The sequence below is a fragment of the Tsukamurella sp. TY48 genome (assembly GCF_019656655.1).
Classification (GTDB): Bacteria; Actinomycetota; Actinomycetes; order Mycobacteriales; family Mycobacteriaceae; genus Tsukamurella; species Tsukamurella strandjordii.
On sequence record NZ_BPMV01000001.1, the window covers coordinates 747,346 to 764,182 of the forward strand.

Genomic DNA, 16,837 nt, shown 5'->3' on the forward strand with positions numbered 1-16,837 from the left:
CGTAGAACCGACACGGTTTGTCGCAGGAATAGCTCGATCACCGAAAGAGCGGCTCGGACTGCGTCGCGGTGACCAGGTCGCGCACCAAGCGGGCGGTCTGCACCGGGCGCTCCATCTGCGCCACATGGCCCACGTCCTCGAAGACGGTGAGCGTGCTGCCCTTGATGTGCCGCACCACCTTGGGCGCCACCCCGACACTCACCAGCAGGTCGCGGGCGCCCCAGATCACCGCCGTCGGCACCGAGACCGCGCGGGCCGCTGCCCAGTGCGCGGCCCCGAAGTCCACGATCCAGCTGCGCACCAGCGCGTTGAAGCTCGCCGCCAGCGCGTCCGGCGCCCACGGCATCGACGCCCGCGCCGCGGCCTGGTCGATCGCCTGATCCCGGCGCACCGGCCCCATCACGCCGGGGTCGACGAGGATCTCCCGGAAGGTCTGGTCCACCTGCCGTGCCGGATAGGCGCTGCCCACCAGCCGGAAGCCGGCGGGGCCCACCACCGGGATGCGCACCAGGGACAGCGGCAGGAACTGCAGCCGGCGCACCCGCGGCCGCAGATCGGGGAAGGCCGGCGAGATCAGGGTGAGGCTGCGCAGCAGATCGGGCCGCAGCATGGCGACCCGGACGGCGATGGCGCCGCCCAGGGAGTTCCCCACCAGGTGCACTCCGCCCCGGTACCCGGCGCGGGCCGCCACCAGCGTCTCCAGGTAGCCGATCACGATCTCGGCGAAGGCCTCGATCCCGTAGTCACCGTCGGCCGGTGGGTCGGAGAGCCCGAAGCCCGGCAGATCGGGGGCGTACGACGCCGCCGTGGGGGCGAGCACCTGCCCCAGGTCGGTCCAGTTGATCGACGATCCGCCCAGGCCGTGGATCATCACCACGGCGGGCCTGGGGTCGGGCGGGGCCGTGATCGCGGCCGCATCGTCGACGTGCCGGACGAACAATCGCTGCCCGCGGACGGTGAGGAATTCCCCCGGCCAGACGTCGCTGGTGCGGTCGAGGGGCGCGAGTGCCGACACGCGGGTAGCTTGCCATGCACGCGCGGCGCTCGCGAGCGAGGACGCCGCAGCGGAGTATTGTCGATAGGTCGGGGCGATGACCTTGCCCCCGGAACGGTGAGGTGGAGTAGATGGCGGATCTGGGCGCGACGACCGCTGCGGGCGAGTCCCGCGGTGGAGTGAACCCTGCTCCGCGCCGCACCGCGAGGCTGCCGCGCAGCGCGCGCCGGATCCAGCTCCTCGAGGCGGCCAGCAGCGTTTTCGTCGACCTGGGCTACCACTCGGCGGGCATGGACGAGATCGCCGTCCGCGCCGGTGTCAGCAAGCCCGTGCTGTACCAGCACTTCCCCGGCAAGCTCGAGCTGTACGTGGCCGTGCTCAACGCCCACAGCGAGGCCCTGGTGACCGGCGTGCGCGAGGCACTGAGCAGCTCGCCCGCCAACCACGACCGCGTGATCGCCGCCGTGCGCGCCTTCTTCGACTTCGTCGACCGCGACAGCCAGGGCTACAAGCTGATCTTCGAATCCGATGTGCTCGAGCCCGTGGTGCAGGAGCGCGTCGAGGGCGCGGTCGATGCCTGCATCGATGCCGTCTACGACCTGGTCTCCCAGGACTCCGGCCTGGACCCGTACCGCGCGCGGATGCTGGCGGTGGGGCTCGTGGGCGCCAGCCAGGTGAGCGCCCGGTACTGGCTCTACGCCGACCGCCCCATCCCGAAGGAGGAGGCGGTGGCCACCACGGTCGAGCTGCTCTGGGGCGGGCTCAGTCACGTTCCGCTGCAGGGACAGCGCCGGGCCTGAGTCACGCCAGGCGGTGCATCGCCATCTCGATCGGTCCGCGTGAGAACTTCCGCGTCCACAGGCCCGAGACCACGAGCAGGCACGCCACCACCACCGCGTACACCGCCACGGTGAACACCAGCCGGTGCTCGGCGCCGTACCGCGCCGCCAGGCCCAGTCCCCAGCCGTAGCAGAGCACCGAGGCGATCACGTTCTGCAGCACGTAGCAGCTGAGCGCCGTCTTCCCCACCTTGCTGAGCGCACCGCCCACGCGCCCGATGCCGCGGCGCTGGTAGAACTCCGCGATCAGCGCGAGCAGTCCCAGGGCCACCACCGGCGCCACCACGTACCGGCCGACGAAGACGGCAGGCCCCGAGAACCCCAGCGGCGCACCGGCGATCCCCAACGCGAGATCGATCGGGGCGGCCACGGCACCGATCACCATCAGGCGACGGCGTAGGGCGGCACCGTCGGAGGTGAACAGGCCCGACTGGAAAAGCCTTGCCCCCGTGAGGAACATCGCGATGGTGAGCGGGATCAGGAAGATTGCCTCGGCGCGGAAGGCCAGGGCGTGATCGGCGCGGAAGACCACCAGGTCCCAGAACGAGCCGTCCGCATAGGGATTGAACTGCGCGGGATCACGGGGCTGGGACAGTCCGCCCGCCAGCGACATCCCGATCACCGCGAGGGCGACCATCGCCAGGTGCACGCCGACGCTCGCCACCACCCACCGGGTGCGCGCCCGCGGTTGCAGGATGAGCAGGGCCGACACCAGGAAGGAGACCATCGCGTAGCCCATCAGGACGTCGAACTCGGCGATCAGCAGGAAGTGCACGAGGCCGTCCAGGAAGAGCACCAGCGCGCGCCGCCAGTACCGGCCCGGCCAGGGCTTGCCGTGGCGCAGCGCGGACGCCTGCTGGATCGCCAGGCCCACACCGAACATCAGGCTGAGCAGGCCCAGGAACTTGCCCTGGGCCAGGGTCTGCAGGACCCGGATCGGCAGCGATTCGGTGCCCACCGAATCGAGGTAGCCCATCATGCCGCGGGGTTCGGTGAAGATCCACACGTTCGTGCCGAGCGTGCCCAGGATCGCGATACCGCGGGCCACATCGAGCGAGGTGATGCGTCGCGACGCGGGGGCCGCGGTGGAGGTGGTCGTCGTCATGGGTATCACCCTCGCGGAGACGAGAGGACCCCGCGACCGCCGGATGGCGATCGCGGGGTCCGTCGTTCGGTGGACCTGTGGGTGGCTACTCGCCCGCGGTCTCGGCGGGCGCGGCGCCCTCGGTCTTCGCGCCGCCGGAACGACGACGACGGCGACGCTTGCGCGGCGCGGCCTCGTCGCCCTCGCCCTGGGCCGCCGCGGGTGCATCGCCCGCGGGCGCGCTCGCCTGCGGGGTGGCCTCGGCACCGTCGGACTTCTGACCGCCGCGGGTGCGCGTGCGGGTCCGGGCGCGGGGCTCGCGCTTCTCGCGCGGCTTGCGCTCGACGACCTCGCCCTCGGCGCGCTTGCGCACGCCGGGCAGGCTGCCCTTGACCTTGGGATCGATGCCCAGGTCGGTGAAGAGGTGCTCGCTGGAGCTGTAGGTCTCCGCGGGCTCGGGCTGGCCCAGTCCGAGCGCCTTGTCGATGAGCTGCCAGCGGTGCAGCTCGTCCCAGTCGACCAGGGTGACGGCGATACCGGTCTTGCCCGCGCGGCCGGTGCGGCCGATGCGGTGCACGTAGGTCTTGTCGTCCTCGGGGCACTGGAAGTTGATCACGTGCGTGACATCGTCGATGTCGATGCCGCGGGCGGCGACGTCCGTCGCGACCAGCACGTCGATCGTGCCGTCACGGAACTTGCCGAGCGCCTTCTCGCGCGCCACCTGGCCGAGGTCGCCGTGCACGGCGCCGACCTTGAAGCCGCGCTCGGCCAGCTCGTCGGCCACCTTCTGCGCGGTGCGCTTGGTGCGGGTGAAGATCATGGTGGCGCCGCGGCCCTCGGCCTGCAGCACCTTCGCCACGAGTTCGACCTTGTCGAGGGCGTGCGCGCGGTAGACGTACTGGGTGGTGCGCTCGTGCACCGCGGAATCGTCGTGGTGCTCGGCCCGCACGTGCGTGGGCTGCTTGAGGAAGGTGCGGGCCAGGGTGATGATCGGGCCGGGCATGGTGGCCGAGAACAGCATCGTCTGCCGGTCGGTGGGGACCATGGTGAGGATGCGCTCGATATCGGGGAGGAAGCCCAGGTCGAGCATCTCGTCGGCCTCGTCGAGCACCAGGATCTGGATCTTGCCGAGCACGAGGTGGCCCTGGTTCGCCAGGTCCAGCAGGCGGCCGGGGGTGCCGACGACCACGTCGACGCCCTTCTGCAGCGCCTCGATCTGGGCCTCGTACGGGCGGCCGCCGTAGATCGAGGTGATCTTCAGGTCGCGCTCGCCCTTGGTGGTCTGCACGCGGACACCGTCGGAGGCCTGCGCCAGATCGTCGGTGACCTGCACGCACAGCTCACGGGTGGGGACGATGATGAGGGCGCGTGGCGTGCCGTCGAGCGCGCGGAGGCCGTCCTCGCCGACATCGGCGCGGGCCTGCGTGACCAGGCGGTTGAGCAGCGGGACGCCGAAGCCGTAGGTCTTGCCCATGCCGGTGCGGGCCTGGCCGATGAGATCGTTGCCGGCCAGCGCGAGCGGCAGCGTGAGCTCCTGGATCGCGAAGGTGCGCTCGATGCCGCGCTTGCCGAGGGCGTCGACGATGCCCTGGTCGACGCCGAGCTCGGCGAAGCTGGGCGAGACGTGATCGTCGCCGATCACGTGGACGTCGGGCAGGCCCTCCGCGGCGGCGGGCTCGGTGTGAATGTCGTTGTTCGATGCGGTGGTGATGGTTTCAGCCTTTCAACGGCGGCGAATAGCGTCGCGTCTTCTTCTCTCGCGCGCACTGTTTCGGGCCATTGAAGGTCTCCTCGACGCCCTGGCGGGCGGAGTGCGCGCACAACATACCGGCGATCGAAACGATCGCTGCAGCCCATGCTACCCCGCCCGGCCCGTGGCTCTAGCATGAGCAGCATGAGCGAGCAGGCGCGGACCCCGGGATCGACCGACGAACACCCCGGCGTCACGGCGCTGCTCGCGGTGCTCGCCTACGGCGAACTCGCCGCCTTCGAACGCCTCGCCAAGGAGTCGGAGATGGCGCCCGACCTCCGCGGGCGGATCGCCGTGGGTTCCATGGCCGCCACCCAGATGCGCAACTTCGAGAAGCTCGCCGCCCAGCTGGAGCTGCGCGGCGAGGACGTGGTCGAGGCCACCGCCCCGTTCCAGCCAGTGATCTCCCGGTACCACGCCCGCACCACCCCGCGGAACTGGAACGAGGCGCTGGTCAAGGCCTACATCGGCGACGGCCTCGCCGCCGACTTCTACTCGGAGATCGCGCGTGCCCTCCCCGCCGACGCCTCCGCCGCGGTCCGCGAGGTGCTCGCCGACACCAGCGAATCCGATTTCGTCGTGGACCGCGTCCGCGCGGCGATCACCGCCAATCCCGCGCTGCGCTCGCCGCTCACGCTGTGGGGCCGCCGGCTGCTGTCCGATGCGATCACCCAGGCCCAGGAGGTGCTGGCGACCCGCGACGAGCTGTCGGCGCTGATCTTCGAATCCGACGCCGACCTGCCCGGGATCGCCCAGTTCTTCGAGTCGCTGCAGACCCGCCACGCCGAGCGGATGACCGCCCTCGGATTGGGCTGACTGCTGTCAGCAGAACCGGCGCGCCGCGCGGCCCCGCGGGCGGATAACCTCGTGGCATGGAGATCAAGATCGGTATCGCGGACTCGAACCGCGAACTCGTGGTGCAGAGCAAGGATTCGGCCGAGGACGTCAAGCAGACCGTCAGCGACGCCTTCGCGGGCCGCTCCGAGGTCCTCGCGCTGACCGACGAGAAGGGCAAGCAGTACCTCGTCCCCTCGGCCCGCGTCGCGTACGTCGAGATCGGCACCAACGAGAACCGCTCGGTCGGCTTCGCCGCTCCGTAAGTCCCTCCCGCTACGCTCGGTGCCGTGGTGAAACCCGAGCGCCGGACCCGAACCGACTTCGCCGTGGTGGCGGCGATCGTGGTCGCGGTGCTGCTCGCGGGTGCGGCGGCGTGGAACTTCAGCTCCGCCCGCAAGACGGTCAGCGAGACCGGCCCGGCACCGTCGGCGGTGCCCACGCCCCTGGTCGAGCTGCCCGCCGCGCTGCGGCCGATCTGGGAGGCCGAGGCCGACCGGCCCGCGCTGAGCATGGCGGGCAGCGTGGTGACCGCCCGCGGCGGTGAGGTCTCCGGGCTCGACCCGCTGACCGGGAAGCGCAACTGGCGCTACCAGCGCGACCGGGACACCTGCGGCCTCACCTCCAACGCCGGCCTCGTGCTGGCCTACTACCCCGACGCCCGCGGCTGCGGCGAGATCACCGCCCTCGACCCCGGCACCGGGCAGCGCAAGTACACCCGGTCCGGACAGCAGGACGCCGAGGTGAACCTGGCGAGCGACGGCAGCTACGTGGTCACCCAGGGACCGCGCCGGGTGGACGTCTTCCGCTCGGACCTGGTGCTCACCGTCCAGTACGGCCGCCCCGACGTGCCCATCAATACCGGCGTCCAGCCCCGTTCCGGCTGCACCATCGGCTCCGCGCTCCCCGCCAGCCCGTCCGTGGTGATCCTGGAGAGCTGCCCCACCGAGCCCAACCCGCGGCTCACCGTGATCGGTTCCGCCCCCAAGGACGCCGACCGGCCGCAGGAGACCTCCTCGGTGGTGGCACCCGCGCTCGGCACCGCCGCGACCTCGGAGGCCGACGCGCCGCGCCTGCTGACCGCCTCCCGCGAGGGCGCCGTGGCCTACGTGCCCGCGCACGACGGCCAACCGGCCCGCGTGGTCACCGTGGGCTACCGCGGCGACGTGCGACGCTCGGTCGACATCACGACGCCACCCGGCGGCGCCCCGCGCGATGTCCCGGTGGTCGCCGAAGCGGGCATCGCGTCCTTCTACACCGGCACGTCCACCGTGGTGATCGACACCACGACCCTCGCCGCCGAGATGGTGATCCCCGGAACGCTCGGCCCCGGCGCACTGGTGGGCGGCCAGATCGTGGTGCCCGGCCCCACCGCGCTGGCCTCCTACGACCTGATCGGCCGCAACCAGGTGCGCCTGGTCACCGTGGACCGCCCCGGATACACCGGCGGCCCCGTGCTCCTCACCCTCGCGGGCCAGAGCCTGGTGGCGCAGTGGGGCACGCGCGTACAGGCCTACGCCGCGGCATAGGGGCCGAGAGCCTAGACGGTCTCGGGCTCCCAGGTGACCAGCGGCGCACCGTCGCGCACATGGGCGTGCAGGCTCTGCGCCAGGTCCCGATAGGCGGTGGCGCCCTTGTTCTTCCGGCCCGCGAGCACCGTGCGCCCGGCCGCGTTCGCCTCCGCGAACCGCACGGTGCGCGGGATCGGCGGCGACAGCACCGCCAGCTCGTAACGATCGGCGACATCGGCGAGGATGTCGCGGCTGTGCGTGGTGCGCGCGTCGTACAGCGTGGCGATCGCGCCGAGCATCGTGAGCTCCGGATTGGTGATGGCCTGCACATCGCGCACGGTCTTGAGCAGCTGCCCCACGCCGCGGTGCGCGAGGGTCTCGCACTGCAGCGGGATCGCGACCGCATCGGCGGCGGTGAGGCCGTTGAGGGTGAGCACGCCCAGGCTCGGCGGGCAGTCGATGAGCACCACGTCGAACCGGTCCGCGACCTCCGCGAGCGCCCGCTTGAGCGCGTACTCCCGGCCCGCCCGCATGAGCAGCAGCGCCTCGGCGCCGGCCAGGTCCAGCGTGGCGGGGAGCACCGTGACGCCGTCCTCGGTGTCCAGCAGCACCTCGCCGATCGTCTTGTCGCCCAACAGCACATCGTGCACGCTGTGCTGGATCCGGTCGGGGTTGTGGCCGAGCGAGAAGGTGAGGCAGCCCTGCGGGTCGAGATCGACCACGAGGACGCGGGCGCCGAGCTCGGCCAGGGCGGCCCCGAGGCTGGCGACGGTGGTGGTCTTGGCCACGCCGCCCTTCTGGTTCGCGACGGCGAGAACGAACGGGGCGCCGTCGGAGGCGGTGAGACCGGTCATGGTGCGACCCTACCCAGTCGTGCGCCACGATGGTGCGATGAGCAATGCACCGCAGCACCGCCTCGTGTACATCCGCCACGGCGAGACGCAGTGGTCGCGCACGGGGCGGCACACCGGCAGCACGGACGTGCCGCTCACGGAGACCGGGGAGGAGCAGGCCCGCGCGCTCGCGCCGGTGATCGCCGCGCTGCGGCTGCAGTCACCGACGGTCTGGGTGAGCCCGCGCACGCGGGCCGCCCGCACCGCCGAACTGGCGGGCCTCACGGTGACCGGAGTCGAACCCGAGCTGGCCGAGTGGGACTACGGCGACTACGAGGGCCTGACCAGCGTGGAGATCCGGCAGGGCGTGGCCGGCTGGACGGTGTGGGACGCCGCGGTCCCCGGCGGCGAGTCGATCAACGCGGTGGCCGCACGGGCCGACGACGTGATCGCGAAGGCGCGCGCCGCGATGGCCGACGGCGACGTGGTGCTGGTGGCGCACGGGCACATCGGCCGCGTGCTGGCCGCGCGGTTCCTGGACGCCGACCCGCGGTTCGGGCGGCACCTGCCGGTGCTCCCGGCCTCGGCGTCGATCTTCGGCTACGACCACGACGGGGTGCCGCAGCTGCACCAGTTCGGCCGCACCGGCTACGACGCCGTGGGCTACGGCGGGCGCTGAGCTACTCGGCGGGCTCGCGCCGGTACTCGCCCTCCAGCCAGGCCACCGTGGGCGGGCTGAACAGCAGGCCGAGCACCACCACCGCGACGATGATCATCGGGACGCCGACCTCGGGCCGCCCCTGCGAGAAGGCGCCGCTGATCCCGGCGAAGCCGAGCAACAGGTTGGTGAGCACGCCCAGCGTGCGACCCCACCGCTGCCCGCGCAGCAGCGCGATCCCGCCCGCCAGCACCGCCGCACCGATCGGCAGCATCCAGAAGGCCATGCCGTAGGCGCCGCGACTGCTCTCCGCGGCACCGGTGATGCCGCGGACCAGCTCGACCAGGCCCCAGCCCAGCGCGACGATCCCCTCGAGACCGACGATGACGCCCGCGGCACGGACGGTGCCCGGGGCGGCGGTGCGGGTCGCACCCGATTGATGAGCACGGGTGCTGCTGGCGGCGGAGCGGCGCCCGCCCTGGGAGGAAGTCACCGGCCCAGGGTATCGGTCCGCCTGGGTACGCTGAGCGATGTGCGCGCCCTGCTGATCGTCAACCCCAACGCGACCTCCATCACCCCGGCGGGTCGCGACCTGGTGGCGATGGCCCTGTCCGCCAAGCTCGACATCACCCTGGTGCAGACCGAACAGCGCGGCCACGCCACCGAGCTGGCCGCGCAGGCGCGGGCCGACGGCACCGATCTGGTGATCGTGCACGGCGGCGACGGCACCGTGAACGAGGTGGTGTGCGGCATCCTCGGACGCGAGGGCATGCCCGACGGTCCGCCGCCCGCCCCCGCCGACGAGCTGCCCGCGATCGCGGTGATCCCCGGCGGCAGCGCCAACGTCTTCGCCCGCTCCCTCGCCGTGCCACGCGAGCCCGAGCAGGCCACCGTGCACCTCACGGATCTGTTGGAGCGCCGCAGTTTCCGCACCATCGGCCTCGGCTGCGCCGACGACCGCTGGTTCCTGTTCAACGCCGGCGTCGGCGTGGACGCCGAGGTGATCGCCAACATGGAGGCCCTGCGCGAGAAGGGCAAGGCGGCCACCCCCGCGCGGTACGTGCGCACCGCCATCCGCACCTTCTTCTCCGCGGCGCGGCGCGAACCGCAGCTCACCGTGCACCTGCCCGGCGAGGAGCCCGGAACCTGGGAGGACACCGACGGCGTGCACTTCGCCTTCGTCTCCAACGCCAGCCCGTGGACCTTCCTCAACAACCGCGCCGTGTTCACCAATCCGGGCACCGACTACGGCACCGGCCTGGGGGTCTTCGCGTCGCGGAGCATGCGCACCATCCCGAACCTGATGCTGGTGCGGCAGATGCTGTCCGCGCGGCGGACCAAGGGTCCGAAGGTGCGCCACCTGATCCGCCACGACGACCTGCGGGAACTGCGCATCAGCAGCGCGGTCCCGGTCCCCGCGCAGGTGGACGGCGATCACCTCGGCGACCGCACCGACATCCGGTTCTGGTACTCGCCGGAGCGCATCCGCGTGGTGGCCGACCTGCCGCCGCTCCCCCGCGTCCGCTGACCGATTCCCGGGGCGGCCGAAGCGCTCGCGCTGACCGGATCGGAATCGCCGCGATTGCGGCCTACCTCACGGTTGTAAGAAAAGCATTGCAAACATGCAGCTTGTGCGGTTATTCTTGCGGGCAGTCCGCCGAACCGGCAGCAGTGTAGTACACCGCCCGCAGGTCGGATCTCACCGCCCCCGCTGTGAGATCCCCCACCTCCGAGCCGGAATCTATTGACTCCTGCTGAGAACGTGGAAATATTTGAAACGTAACAGCGCGGAAACAGTTCGGTTCACTCCGCGTTAACAGCCCGAGAACTTACGAGTGGTGCACGCGCGCCCGAAGGAGAGTACTGACATGGATTGGCGCCATAAGGCCATCTGTCGCGACGAGGATCCCGAGCTGTTCTTCCCCGTGGGTAACAGCGGTCCGGCCATCGCGCAGATCGCGGACGCCAAGCTGGTCTGCAACCGCTGCCCCGTGACCGCCGAGTGCCTCTCGTGGGCGCTCGAGTCGGGCCAGGACGCCGGCGTGTGGGGCGGCATGAGCGAGGACGAGCGCCGCGCGCTCAAGCGTCGCAACGCGCGCACCCGTACGCGCACCGCTGTCTGACAGCTGTACTCGAAGAAAGCCCGGTGGCCACAGGCCGCCGGGCTTTCTCGTGTCCGGGGGCGGTGACGATCAGGCCGGTTGCAGCGGTACCCGCAGTACCGCATCCGTCCCGCCGGACGGTCCGGCCGCCAGCGTGATCTCGCCGCCCAGTTCGGACGCGACCAGCGTCCGCACGATCTGCAGCCCCAGCCGGTCCGAGTCGCCGAGCGCGAATCCATCGGGCAGGCCGGCACCGTCGTCCCGGACGATCACCTCCAGCCGCCGGGTGGACCGGTCCGCCAGCAGTTCGACGGTGCCCGTCTCGCCGACCCCGTAGGCGTGCTCGATCGCGTTCTGGATCAGCTCGGTGACCACCATCACCAGCGGCATGGCCCGATCGGCGTCCAGGAACCCGAAGTCGCCGCGGCGCAGCACCGTGACGGCGGCCGTGGCACCGCCCGAGGCGGGCGCCACATCCGCCATGATCGGGATCAGCCGGTCGACCACGCCGTCGATGTCGACCTGCTCGTCGACGCTCATCGACAGCGTCTCGTGCACCAGAGCGATCGACGCGACCCGGCGCACCGACTCGAACAGCGCGCGCTTGGCCTCGTCGTTGCGGGTGCGGCGGGCCTGCAGGCGCAGCAGCGCCGAGACGGACTGCAGATTGTTCTTCACCCGGTGGTGGATCTCCCGGATGGTGGCGTCCTTGGAGATGAGCGCCCGGTCGCGCCGCTTGAGCTCGGAGACGTCGCGCAGCAGCACCACCGCCCCCGCGGGACGGCCGCCCGGGCGCAGGCCCAGCACCCGCAGCACCACCGTGACGCCGCCGGTCGTCAGTTCCAGGCGGGCACCGTCGCCCCGGGCCAGCGCACCGTCGAGCGCGTCGGTGAGCTCCTCGGATTCGAACCGGTCCCCCACCAACTGCGCGGACAGCTCCGCGAGCACGCTGCCCTCCAGATCCGTGAAGGCCCCCATCCGGCGGTACGCCGATTGCGCGTTCGGGCTCGCGAAGACCACCGTGCCCTCGGGGTCGAGGCGGATGAAGCCGTCGCCCGCGCGGGGCGAGGCCTCGCCGGTGGGGTGATCCTCCGGTTCCGGGAAGGCGCCCTCGGCCACCATCTTGGAGAGGTCGTCGGCGCACTCGGTGTAGGCCACCTCCAGCGGGCTGGGTGTGCGCGGGTGGGTCACGTTGAAGTCCCGGGTGAGCACCGCGATCACCTCGCCCTTCCACAGCACGGGCACGGCCTGGCGGCGCACCCGCACCGGCCCGGTCCAGGTGGGGGTGACGCCGCGGACCACCACGCCGCCCTCGTACGCCGCGTGCAGTGTGGGCGCCTGCCAGGGCTCGACGGTGACCTCGATGCCGTCGGTGTCGTAGACGGTGGGCCGGGTGTTGGGCCGGCACTGCGCGATGCACACGTATCCGGGCTCGCGGGAATCGCTCTCGGCCGAGTCCTCGCGCACCCAAAGCCGCAGGTCGGCAAAGGACAGATCGGCGAGCAACTGCCACTCGGCGACGATCCGCTGCAGGTGCCGGGCCGCGCGTCCGGGCAGATCCGTGTGGATCGCCAGGAGGTCGGCGAGGGATGCCATGCGACCGCCTTTTTGTCGTCTCGTGCTGCCGCGTGAAACAATAGCGGGTACTGCGATGTCCGAGGCCAGGAAGGAGACCGCCATGGGAAAGCGTGGACGTAAGAAGCGCGCGCGCAAGAAGAACGCTGCCAACCACGGCAAGCGTCCGAACTCCTGACCCGCTCAGGTTTCGAAGCTTCACATGAACGAGGGCCCGTCGGCGTATCGCCGACGGGCCCTCGTTGTGTGCTGAGTACTACTCGGAGCGGAACCGCACCTCGGTATGGCGGAGCGTGATGGTGAGGCGCTCGCGCAGGCTCTCGGGGGCACGATCGCCGCCGCACTTGCGGCCCACGAGTGCCTTGATCTGCTGCTCGATCCCGTAGTGCGACAGGCACTGCGAGCACCCGTCGATGTGCGCCTTGAGCCGGGCCTTGGCCTCGGTATCGCACTCGTTGTCCAGGAGTAGCCAGATATCGGCCATCACCGCGGAACAGTCGAGCTCAAGGTCCGGATTGCCGTCCGACGAGTACGTCACTTCTCAACCTCCTGATCGGCGCCGCCGTCGGCAGCGGTGCCGTCCCGCAGGAAGCCGCGCTCGCGCGCGACCCCTTCCAACTCGGTGCGCAGCTGCCGCCGGCCGCGGTGCAGCCGCGACATCACGGTGCCGATCGGCGTGCCCATGATCTCGGCGATCTCCTTGTACGGGAAGCCCTCCACATCGGCGTAGTACACCGCCATGCGGAAGTCCTCCGGGAGCTTCGCGAGCGCTTCCTTGATCTCGTCATCGGGCAGCGCGTCCAGCGCCTCGATCTCCGCCGAGCGCAGGCCGGTGGAGCTGTGCTCCGCCGTGGCCGCGAGCTGCCAGTCGGTGATCTCGTCCGTGGGGTACTGCGCCGGCTGCCGCTGCTTCTTGCGGTAGCCGTTGATGTAGGTGTTGGTGAGGATCCGGTACAGCCAGGCCTTGAGGTTGGTGCCCTTGCGGAAGCTGCGGAAGGCGCTGTAGGCCTTCACGTAGGTCTCCTGCACCAGATCCTCGGCGTCGGCCGGGTTGCGGGTCATCCGCAGCGCGGCGCCGTACAGCTGATCGAGCAGCGGCAGCGCCTCGGCCTCGAACCGGGCCGTGAGCTGCTCCTCCGACTCGACCTCGGCTTCGGTATCGCCCTGCGCCTGGTCCAGCTCGGTCACATCCGTGATGTCGCCGTCCGTCATGCCTCCGAAGGCTACCGGTCGGTCGAGCACCGCTGCTCCGCTACCTGCACTCACGAATGCTGCAACAGCGGCGCGGCCGGGCTTGTTCCCGGCGGTCACTAGGATCGGCCGCATGGGGAAGAAGAACGCCGCGGCCACGCCGGCGATCGCGGCGCTGCAGGCCGCGGGGGTCGAGTTCGCCACGCACGAGTACACGCACGATCCGCGCGCGGAGTCCTTCGGCGGCGAGGCCGCGCAGGCGCTCGGCCACGACCCGGCACGCGTCTTCAAGACCCTGGTGATCAGCGACGGCAAGCAGCTCGCGGTGGCCGTGGTGCCCACCTCCGGCAAGCTCAGCCTCAAGGCCGCGGGCACCGCGCTGGGCCTGCACCGGCCCGCGATGGCCGATCCCGCCGACGTGCGGCGGGTGACCGGCTACGTGCTCGGCGGGGTGTCGCCGCTGGGCCAGCGCAAGCGGCTGCCGACCGCGATCGACGAGACCGCGCTCACCTTCGAGACCGTCTTCTGCTCCGCCGGGCGGCGCGGTCTGGAGGTGGAGCTGGCACCGTCGGACCTGGTGGCCCTGACGACGGCGGTGGTGGCGCCGCTCGCCGCACCGTGATAATCAGGGGGTGAGCGCGGTCGCGAACCGTTTGTCGACGGCCGCCACGGAAAGTAGGTTGCAGGGCATGGCCAGCTACTTCGTCACGGGCGGGACCGGCTTCATCGGTCGCGCCGTGGTGGCACGCCTCGCCGCCGCCGACCGCGACGCCACGATCTACGTGCTGGTCCGTGATCAGTCGCTGCCCCGGTTCGAGCGCCTCATCGCCGATCTCGGCCACGAATCGGCACCCCAGGTGGTCCCGGTGGCCGGCGACGTCACCGCGCCCGGACTCGGCATCGCACCGGGCGATCTGCCCGAGCACGTGGACCACGTGATCCACCTCGCCGCCCTGTACGACATGGACGCCCCCGAGGAGGCGCAGCAGCTGACCAATGTCGAGGGCACCCGGAACGTGATCGAGGCCGCCCGCACGCTCGGCGCCACGCTGCACCACGTCTCCTCCCTCGCCGTGGCCGGCAACTTCGAGGGCCGCTTCACCGAGACCGACTTCGATGTGGAGCAGGAGTTCCCCAGCCCGTACCACCGCACCAAGTTCGAGGCCGAGAAACTGGTGCGCGAGTCCGACGTGCCGTGGCAGGTGTACCGGCCGTCGATCGTGGTGGGCGATTCGGTGACCGGCGCCAGCGACAAGATCGACGGGCCGTACTACTTCTTCCCGTTCCTGCGGCTGATGGGCACCATCCCGCACCACCTGCGGGTCCCCTTCGCCAACCTCGGCTACACCAACATCGTGCCGGTCGATTTCGTGGCCGCGGCGCTGGTCGCACTCGTCACCGCACCGCAGGAACCGGGCACCGTGTACCACCTGGCCGACCCCAAGGGCCAGAGCATGACCACCGTGTACGACGCCGTCGCGCCCGCCTTCTCGGGGCCGAAGACGGTCTCGCTGCCGGGCGCGCCGCTCGGCGAGTTCGCCGCGCGGGTGGGCCGCCGCAACGAGGTGCGCGCCCTGCGCGACACCGTGGCCCGGCAGCTGGGCATCCCGCCGTCGGTGCTCGACTACCCGTTCTTCAACACCCGCTTCGATTCCGCCGCGACGCATGCGGCACTGGACCGGCTCGGCGTGCGGCTGCCGCGGCTCAAGTCCTACGGCCCCCGCATCTTCCGGTACTGGGCCGAGCACCTCGATCCGTCCCGCAACCGGCGCGACGATCCGCGGGGACCGTTGGTGGGCAAGCACATCCTGCTCACGGGCGGCTCCTCGGGCATCGGCAAGGAGGCCGCGAAGCAGGCGGCCCGCAAGGGCGCCAACGTCTTCATCGTGGCCCGCAAGCCGGAGGACCTGGCCGACGCGGTCGCGGAGATCGAGGCCGAACCGGGGGTGCCCGGCGTGCCGAAGGGCATCGTCCGCGCCTACCCCTGCGATGTGACCGATCCCGAGGCCGTGCGCACCACCGTGCAGCAGATCCTGGCCGAACACGGTCACGTGGACGTGTTGGTCAACAGCGCCGGCCGGTCGATCCGGCGGGCCACCATCAACTCCGTCGACCGCGCCCACGACTACCAGCGCACCATGGCGGTGAACTACTTCGGCGCGGTGTACCTGATCCTGGAACTGTTGCCGCACATGAGCGCCCGCAAATCCGGCCACGTGGTGAACGTCTCGTCGATCGGCGTGCAGGTGCGGGGTCCGCGGTTCGCGGCGTACGTGGCGTCGAAGTCGGCGCTGGAGGCGTTCAGCGATATCACCGCGTCCGAGACCATGTCGGATCACGTGACCTTCACCAACATCCACATGCCGCTCACCCGCACACGGATGATCGAGCCCACCGACGGCTACGACAACGCGATGGCGCTGCCCGTCGAGAAGGCCGGACAGATCGTGGTGCGCGCCATCGTCGAGCGGCCGCGGCGGATCGACACCCCGCTGGGCACGCTCGCCCAGTTCGGACAGTTCCTCTCGCCGCGGATCTCCGCGGCCGCACAGCACCAGGGCTACCTGCTGTTCCCCGAATCCGCTGCGGCGGAGGGGCGCGAGCGGGGCGCCGAGGTGATCGAGGTGGAGGCGCCGCCCGCGCCCCGCGGGAAACTGGCCGCCACCAAGGACGGCGCGAAGGACCTCTCGACCGCGGTCGCCAGCCCGCTGTTCGGGATCTCGGGCGATCAGGGCCTGCGCCGCATCGCCCGCAAGACGATCAACCGGCTGCCCGGCATCAACTGGTAGCGCGCAGTTCCCGCGGCGTGGTCCCGGTGAGCGCCCGCACCTCCCGGGTCAGGTGCGCCTGATCGGCGAAGCCCGCCGCCGCCGCGACCGCCGCCAGCGGACCACCGCCTCGGATCGCGGCCACGGCCCGCTGGAACCGCAGGATCCGCGCGAGCGTCTTGGGGCCGTAGCCGAAGGACCGCTGGGCCAGCCGGTGCAGGGCGCGCTCGCCGAGCCCCGCCTCGGATGCGATGGCGCTCACCGGGCGTCCCGCGCCGAGTCGCGCGGCGATGCCGGTGATCCGCGGATCCAGGTCGACCCCGTCCAGCAGGCTCGCCGCGATCTCCTCCGGATCGGCGGAGAGCACCATCCGGCGGTGCGGAAGCACCTCGGCGAGGGCGACCCGCGCGCCGGTGAGCTCGTCGGCGGCGAGGCCGAGCAGCTGCGGCAGCATCCCCGGCGGGAACCGCAGCCCGTCGATCCGCGCCCCGTCGTTCCCGGCCACTCGCGCCGCGACGGCGTCCGGTCCGGCGACGATCGGCGCGCCGTCGATCACGATGACGTCCATGCAGCCGTCGGGCAGGATCAGCGCCGGTGCGGCACTGCCCGTCGAGCGCCAGCGGACCGCTCCGGGGATCGAGGCGGGCCGCTCGCTGTACACCCCTCGAGTATGTCCGAAACGTTCAAGACCGCGGGCG

19 protein-coding genes are annotated in these 16,837 nt (G+C 71.3%); 10 read left to right on the forward strand and 9 right to left on the reverse strand.

Translation table 11 applies throughout. The features are described from left to right. Positions 1–37: 37 nt before the first annotated feature. A complete protein-coding gene (locus tag TTY48_RS03650) occupies positions 38–1,015 on the reverse strand; it encodes an alpha/beta fold hydrolase (protein ID WP_220656211.1) in 978 nt (325 codons plus the stop codon). 110 nt (positions 1,016–1,125) lie between these two features. Between TTY48_RS03650 and TTY48_RS03655 the strand changes: the two genes are divergently transcribed. Further along, positions 1,126–1,794 (forward strand): TetR/AcrR family transcriptional regulator, encoded by a 669-nt coding sequence (locus TTY48_RS03655; RefSeq protein ID WP_220656212.1) that lies wholly within the window; start codon positions 1,126–1,128, stop codon positions 1,792–1,794. Between the two features lies 1 nt (position 1,795). Here TTY48_RS03655 and TTY48_RS03660 read toward each other — a convergent pair whose 3' ends face one another. Beyond that, on the reverse strand, positions 1,796–2,938 hold the full coding sequence (locus tag TTY48_RS03660; RefSeq protein WP_220656213.1) for a DUF418 domain-containing protein: 1,143 nt from the start codon (positions 2,936–2,938) through the stop codon (positions 1,796–1,798). Between the two features lie 85 nt (positions 2,939–3,023). Next, entirely contained in the window at positions 3,024–4,604 is a 1,581-nt protein-coding gene (locus tag TTY48_RS03665) for a DEAD/DEAH box helicase (protein WP_220658434.1), read from the reverse strand. Between the two features lie 207 nt (positions 4,605–4,811). Between TTY48_RS03665 and TTY48_RS03670 the strand changes: the two genes are divergently transcribed. Genes TTY48_RS03670 through TTY48_RS03680 form a run of 3 tightly spaced genes read left to right on the forward strand, consistent with a single transcriptional unit; the run spans position 4,812 to position 7,030 of the window. Further along, entirely contained in the window at positions 4,812–5,483 is a 672-nt protein-coding gene (locus tag TTY48_RS03670; protein WP_220656214.1) for a ferritin-like fold-containing protein, read from the forward strand. Between the two features lie 56 nt (positions 5,484–5,539). Beyond that, complete coding sequence (locus tag TTY48_RS03675) at positions 5,540–5,767, forward strand: DUF3107 domain-containing protein (protein WP_220656215.1); 228 nt, start codon at positions 5,540–5,542, stop codon at positions 5,765–5,767. Between the two features lie 24 nt (positions 5,768–5,791). Next, the gene (locus TTY48_RS03680; protein WP_220656216.1) at positions 5,792–7,030 is read left to right on the forward strand and encodes a PQQ-binding-like beta-propeller repeat protein; all 1,239 of its coding nucleotides are present in this window, start codon (positions 5,792–5,794) and stop codon (positions 7,028–7,030) included. Between the two features lie 11 nt (positions 7,031–7,041). Here TTY48_RS03680 and TTY48_RS03685 read toward each other — a convergent pair whose 3' ends face one another. Next, on the reverse strand, positions 7,042–7,866 hold the full coding sequence (locus tag TTY48_RS03685; protein ID WP_220656217.1) for a ParA family protein: 825 nt from the start codon (positions 7,864–7,866) through the stop codon (positions 7,042–7,044). A 37-nt stretch (positions 7,867–7,903) separates the two neighbouring features. Here TTY48_RS03685 and TTY48_RS03690 point away from each other — a divergent pair, with 37 nt between their 5' ends. Further along, positions 7,904–8,524, forward strand: a complete 621-nt coding sequence (locus TTY48_RS03690) for a histidine phosphatase family protein (protein WP_220656218.1) — start codon at positions 7,904–7,906, stop codon at positions 8,522–8,524. Position 8,525: 1 nt separating this feature from the next. On the opposite strand, the gene TTY48_RS03695 is transcribed toward TTY48_RS03690, so the two are convergent. Next, on the reverse strand, positions 8,526–8,996 hold the full coding sequence (locus TTY48_RS03695; RefSeq protein ID WP_220656219.1) for a hypothetical protein: 471 nt from the start codon (positions 8,994–8,996) through the stop codon (positions 8,526–8,528). A gap of 39 nt (positions 8,997–9,035) precedes the next feature. On the opposite strand from TTY48_RS03695, the gene TTY48_RS03700 reads away from it, so the two are divergent. Together TTY48_RS03700 and TTY48_RS03705 are read left to right on the forward strand one after the other, a co-directional pair. Further along, complete coding sequence (locus TTY48_RS03700; RefSeq protein ID WP_220656220.1) at positions 9,036–10,031, forward strand: diacylglycerol kinase family protein; 996 nt, start codon at positions 9,036–9,038, stop codon at positions 10,029–10,031. Positions 10,032–10,371: 340 nt separating this feature from the next. Further along, positions 10,372–10,626, forward strand: a complete 255-nt coding sequence (locus TTY48_RS03705) for a WhiB family transcriptional regulator (RefSeq protein WP_013125780.1) — start codon at positions 10,372–10,374, stop codon at positions 10,624–10,626. A 69-nt stretch (positions 10,627–10,695) separates the two neighbouring features. On the opposite strand, the gene TTY48_RS03710 is transcribed toward TTY48_RS03705, so the two are convergent. Further along, positions 10,696–12,201 carry a sensor histidine kinase gene (locus tag TTY48_RS03710; protein ID WP_220656221.1) on the reverse strand — a complete coding sequence of 502 codons (1,506 nt, stop codon included), beginning with the start codon at positions 12,199–12,201 and terminating at the stop codon, positions 10,696–10,698. Positions 12,202–12,283: 82 nt separating this feature from the next. On the opposite strand from TTY48_RS03710, the gene TTY48_RS21505 reads away from it, so the two are divergent. Further along, on the forward strand, positions 12,284–12,358 hold the full coding sequence (locus TTY48_RS21505) for a 50S ribosomal protein bL37 (protein ID WP_370452957.1): 75 nt from the start codon (positions 12,284–12,286) through the stop codon (positions 12,356–12,358). Positions 12,359–12,436: 78 nt separating this feature from the next. On the opposite strand, the gene rsrA is transcribed toward TTY48_RS21505, so the two are convergent. Together rsrA and TTY48_RS03720 are read right to left on the reverse strand one after the other, a co-directional pair. Further along, entirely contained in the window at positions 12,437–12,718 is a 282-nt protein-coding gene (rsrA, locus tag TTY48_RS03715; RefSeq protein WP_220656222.1) for a mycothiol system anti-sigma-R factor, read from the reverse strand. Next, positions 12,715–13,392, reverse strand: a complete 678-nt coding sequence (locus TTY48_RS03720; RefSeq protein WP_304941235.1) for a sigma-70 family RNA polymerase sigma factor — start codon at positions 13,390–13,392, stop codon at positions 12,715–12,717. The genes rsrA and TTY48_RS03720 overlap by 4 nt, the downstream gene beginning before the upstream one ends. Before the next feature lie 112 nt (positions 13,393–13,504). Between TTY48_RS03720 and ybaK the strand changes: the two genes are divergently transcribed. Together ybaK and TTY48_RS03730 are read left to right on the forward strand one after the other, a co-directional pair. Further along, complete coding sequence (gene ybaK, locus TTY48_RS03725) at positions 13,505–13,993, forward strand: Cys-tRNA(Pro) deacylase (RefSeq protein ID WP_220656223.1); 489 nt, start codon at positions 13,505–13,507, stop codon at positions 13,991–13,993. A 67-nt stretch (positions 13,994–14,060) separates the two neighbouring features. After that, complete coding sequence (locus TTY48_RS03730) at positions 14,061–16,160, forward strand: SDR family oxidoreductase (RefSeq protein ID WP_220656224.1); 2,100 nt, start codon at positions 14,061–14,063, stop codon at positions 16,158–16,160. Here the strand turns inward: TTY48_RS03730 and TTY48_RS03735 are convergent. Next, positions 16,150–16,800 (reverse strand): helix-turn-helix domain-containing protein, encoded by a 651-nt coding sequence (locus tag TTY48_RS03735; protein ID WP_220656225.1) that lies wholly within the window; start codon positions 16,798–16,800, stop codon positions 16,150–16,152. The genes TTY48_RS03730 and TTY48_RS03735 overlap by 11 nt on opposite strands. Positions 16,801–16,837 lie beyond the last annotated feature (37 nt).

Excerpts from the sequence above, each read along its gene's own strand:
- ybaK (WP_220656223.1), top strand. The coding sequence starts at position 13,505 with ATGGGGAAGAAGAACGCCGCGGCCACGCCGGCGATCGCGGCGCTGCAG.
- TTY48_RS03720 (WP_304941235.1), bottom strand. The coding sequence starts at position 13,392 with ATGACGGACGGCGACATCACGGATGTGACCGAGCTGGACCAGGCGCAG.
- TTY48_RS03705 (WP_013125780.1), top strand. The coding sequence starts at position 10,372 with ATGGATTGGCGCCATAAGGCCATCTGTCGCGACGAGGATCCCGAGCTG.
- TTY48_RS03690 (WP_220656218.1), top strand. The coding sequence starts at position 7,904 with ATGAGCAATGCACCGCAGCACCGCCTCGTGTACATCCGCCACGGCGAG.
- TTY48_RS03730 (WP_220656224.1), top strand. The coding sequence starts at position 14,061 with ATGGCCAGCTACTTCGTCACGGGCGGGACCGGCTTCATCGGTCGCGCC.
- TTY48_RS03660 (WP_220656213.1), bottom strand. The coding sequence starts at position 2,938 with ATGACGACGACCACCTCCACCGCGGCCCCCGCGTCGCGACGCATCACC.
- TTY48_RS03655 (WP_220656212.1), top strand. The coding sequence starts at position 1,126 with ATGGCGGATCTGGGCGCGACGACCGCTGCGGGCGAGTCCCGCGGTGGA.
- TTY48_RS03710 (WP_220656221.1), bottom strand. The coding sequence starts at position 12,201 with ATGGCATCCCTCGCCGACCTCCTGGCGATCCACACGGATCTGCCCGGA.
- TTY48_RS03675 (WP_220656215.1), top strand. The coding sequence starts at position 5,540 with ATGGAGATCAAGATCGGTATCGCGGACTCGAACCGCGAACTCGTGGTG.
- TTY48_RS03670 (WP_220656214.1), top strand. The coding sequence starts at position 4,812 with ATGAGCGAGCAGGCGCGGACCCCGGGATCGACCGACGAACACCCCGGC.
- TTY48_RS03685 (WP_220656217.1), bottom strand. The coding sequence starts at position 7,866 with ATGACCGGTCTCACCGCCTCCGACGGCGCCCCGTTCGTTCTCGCCGTC.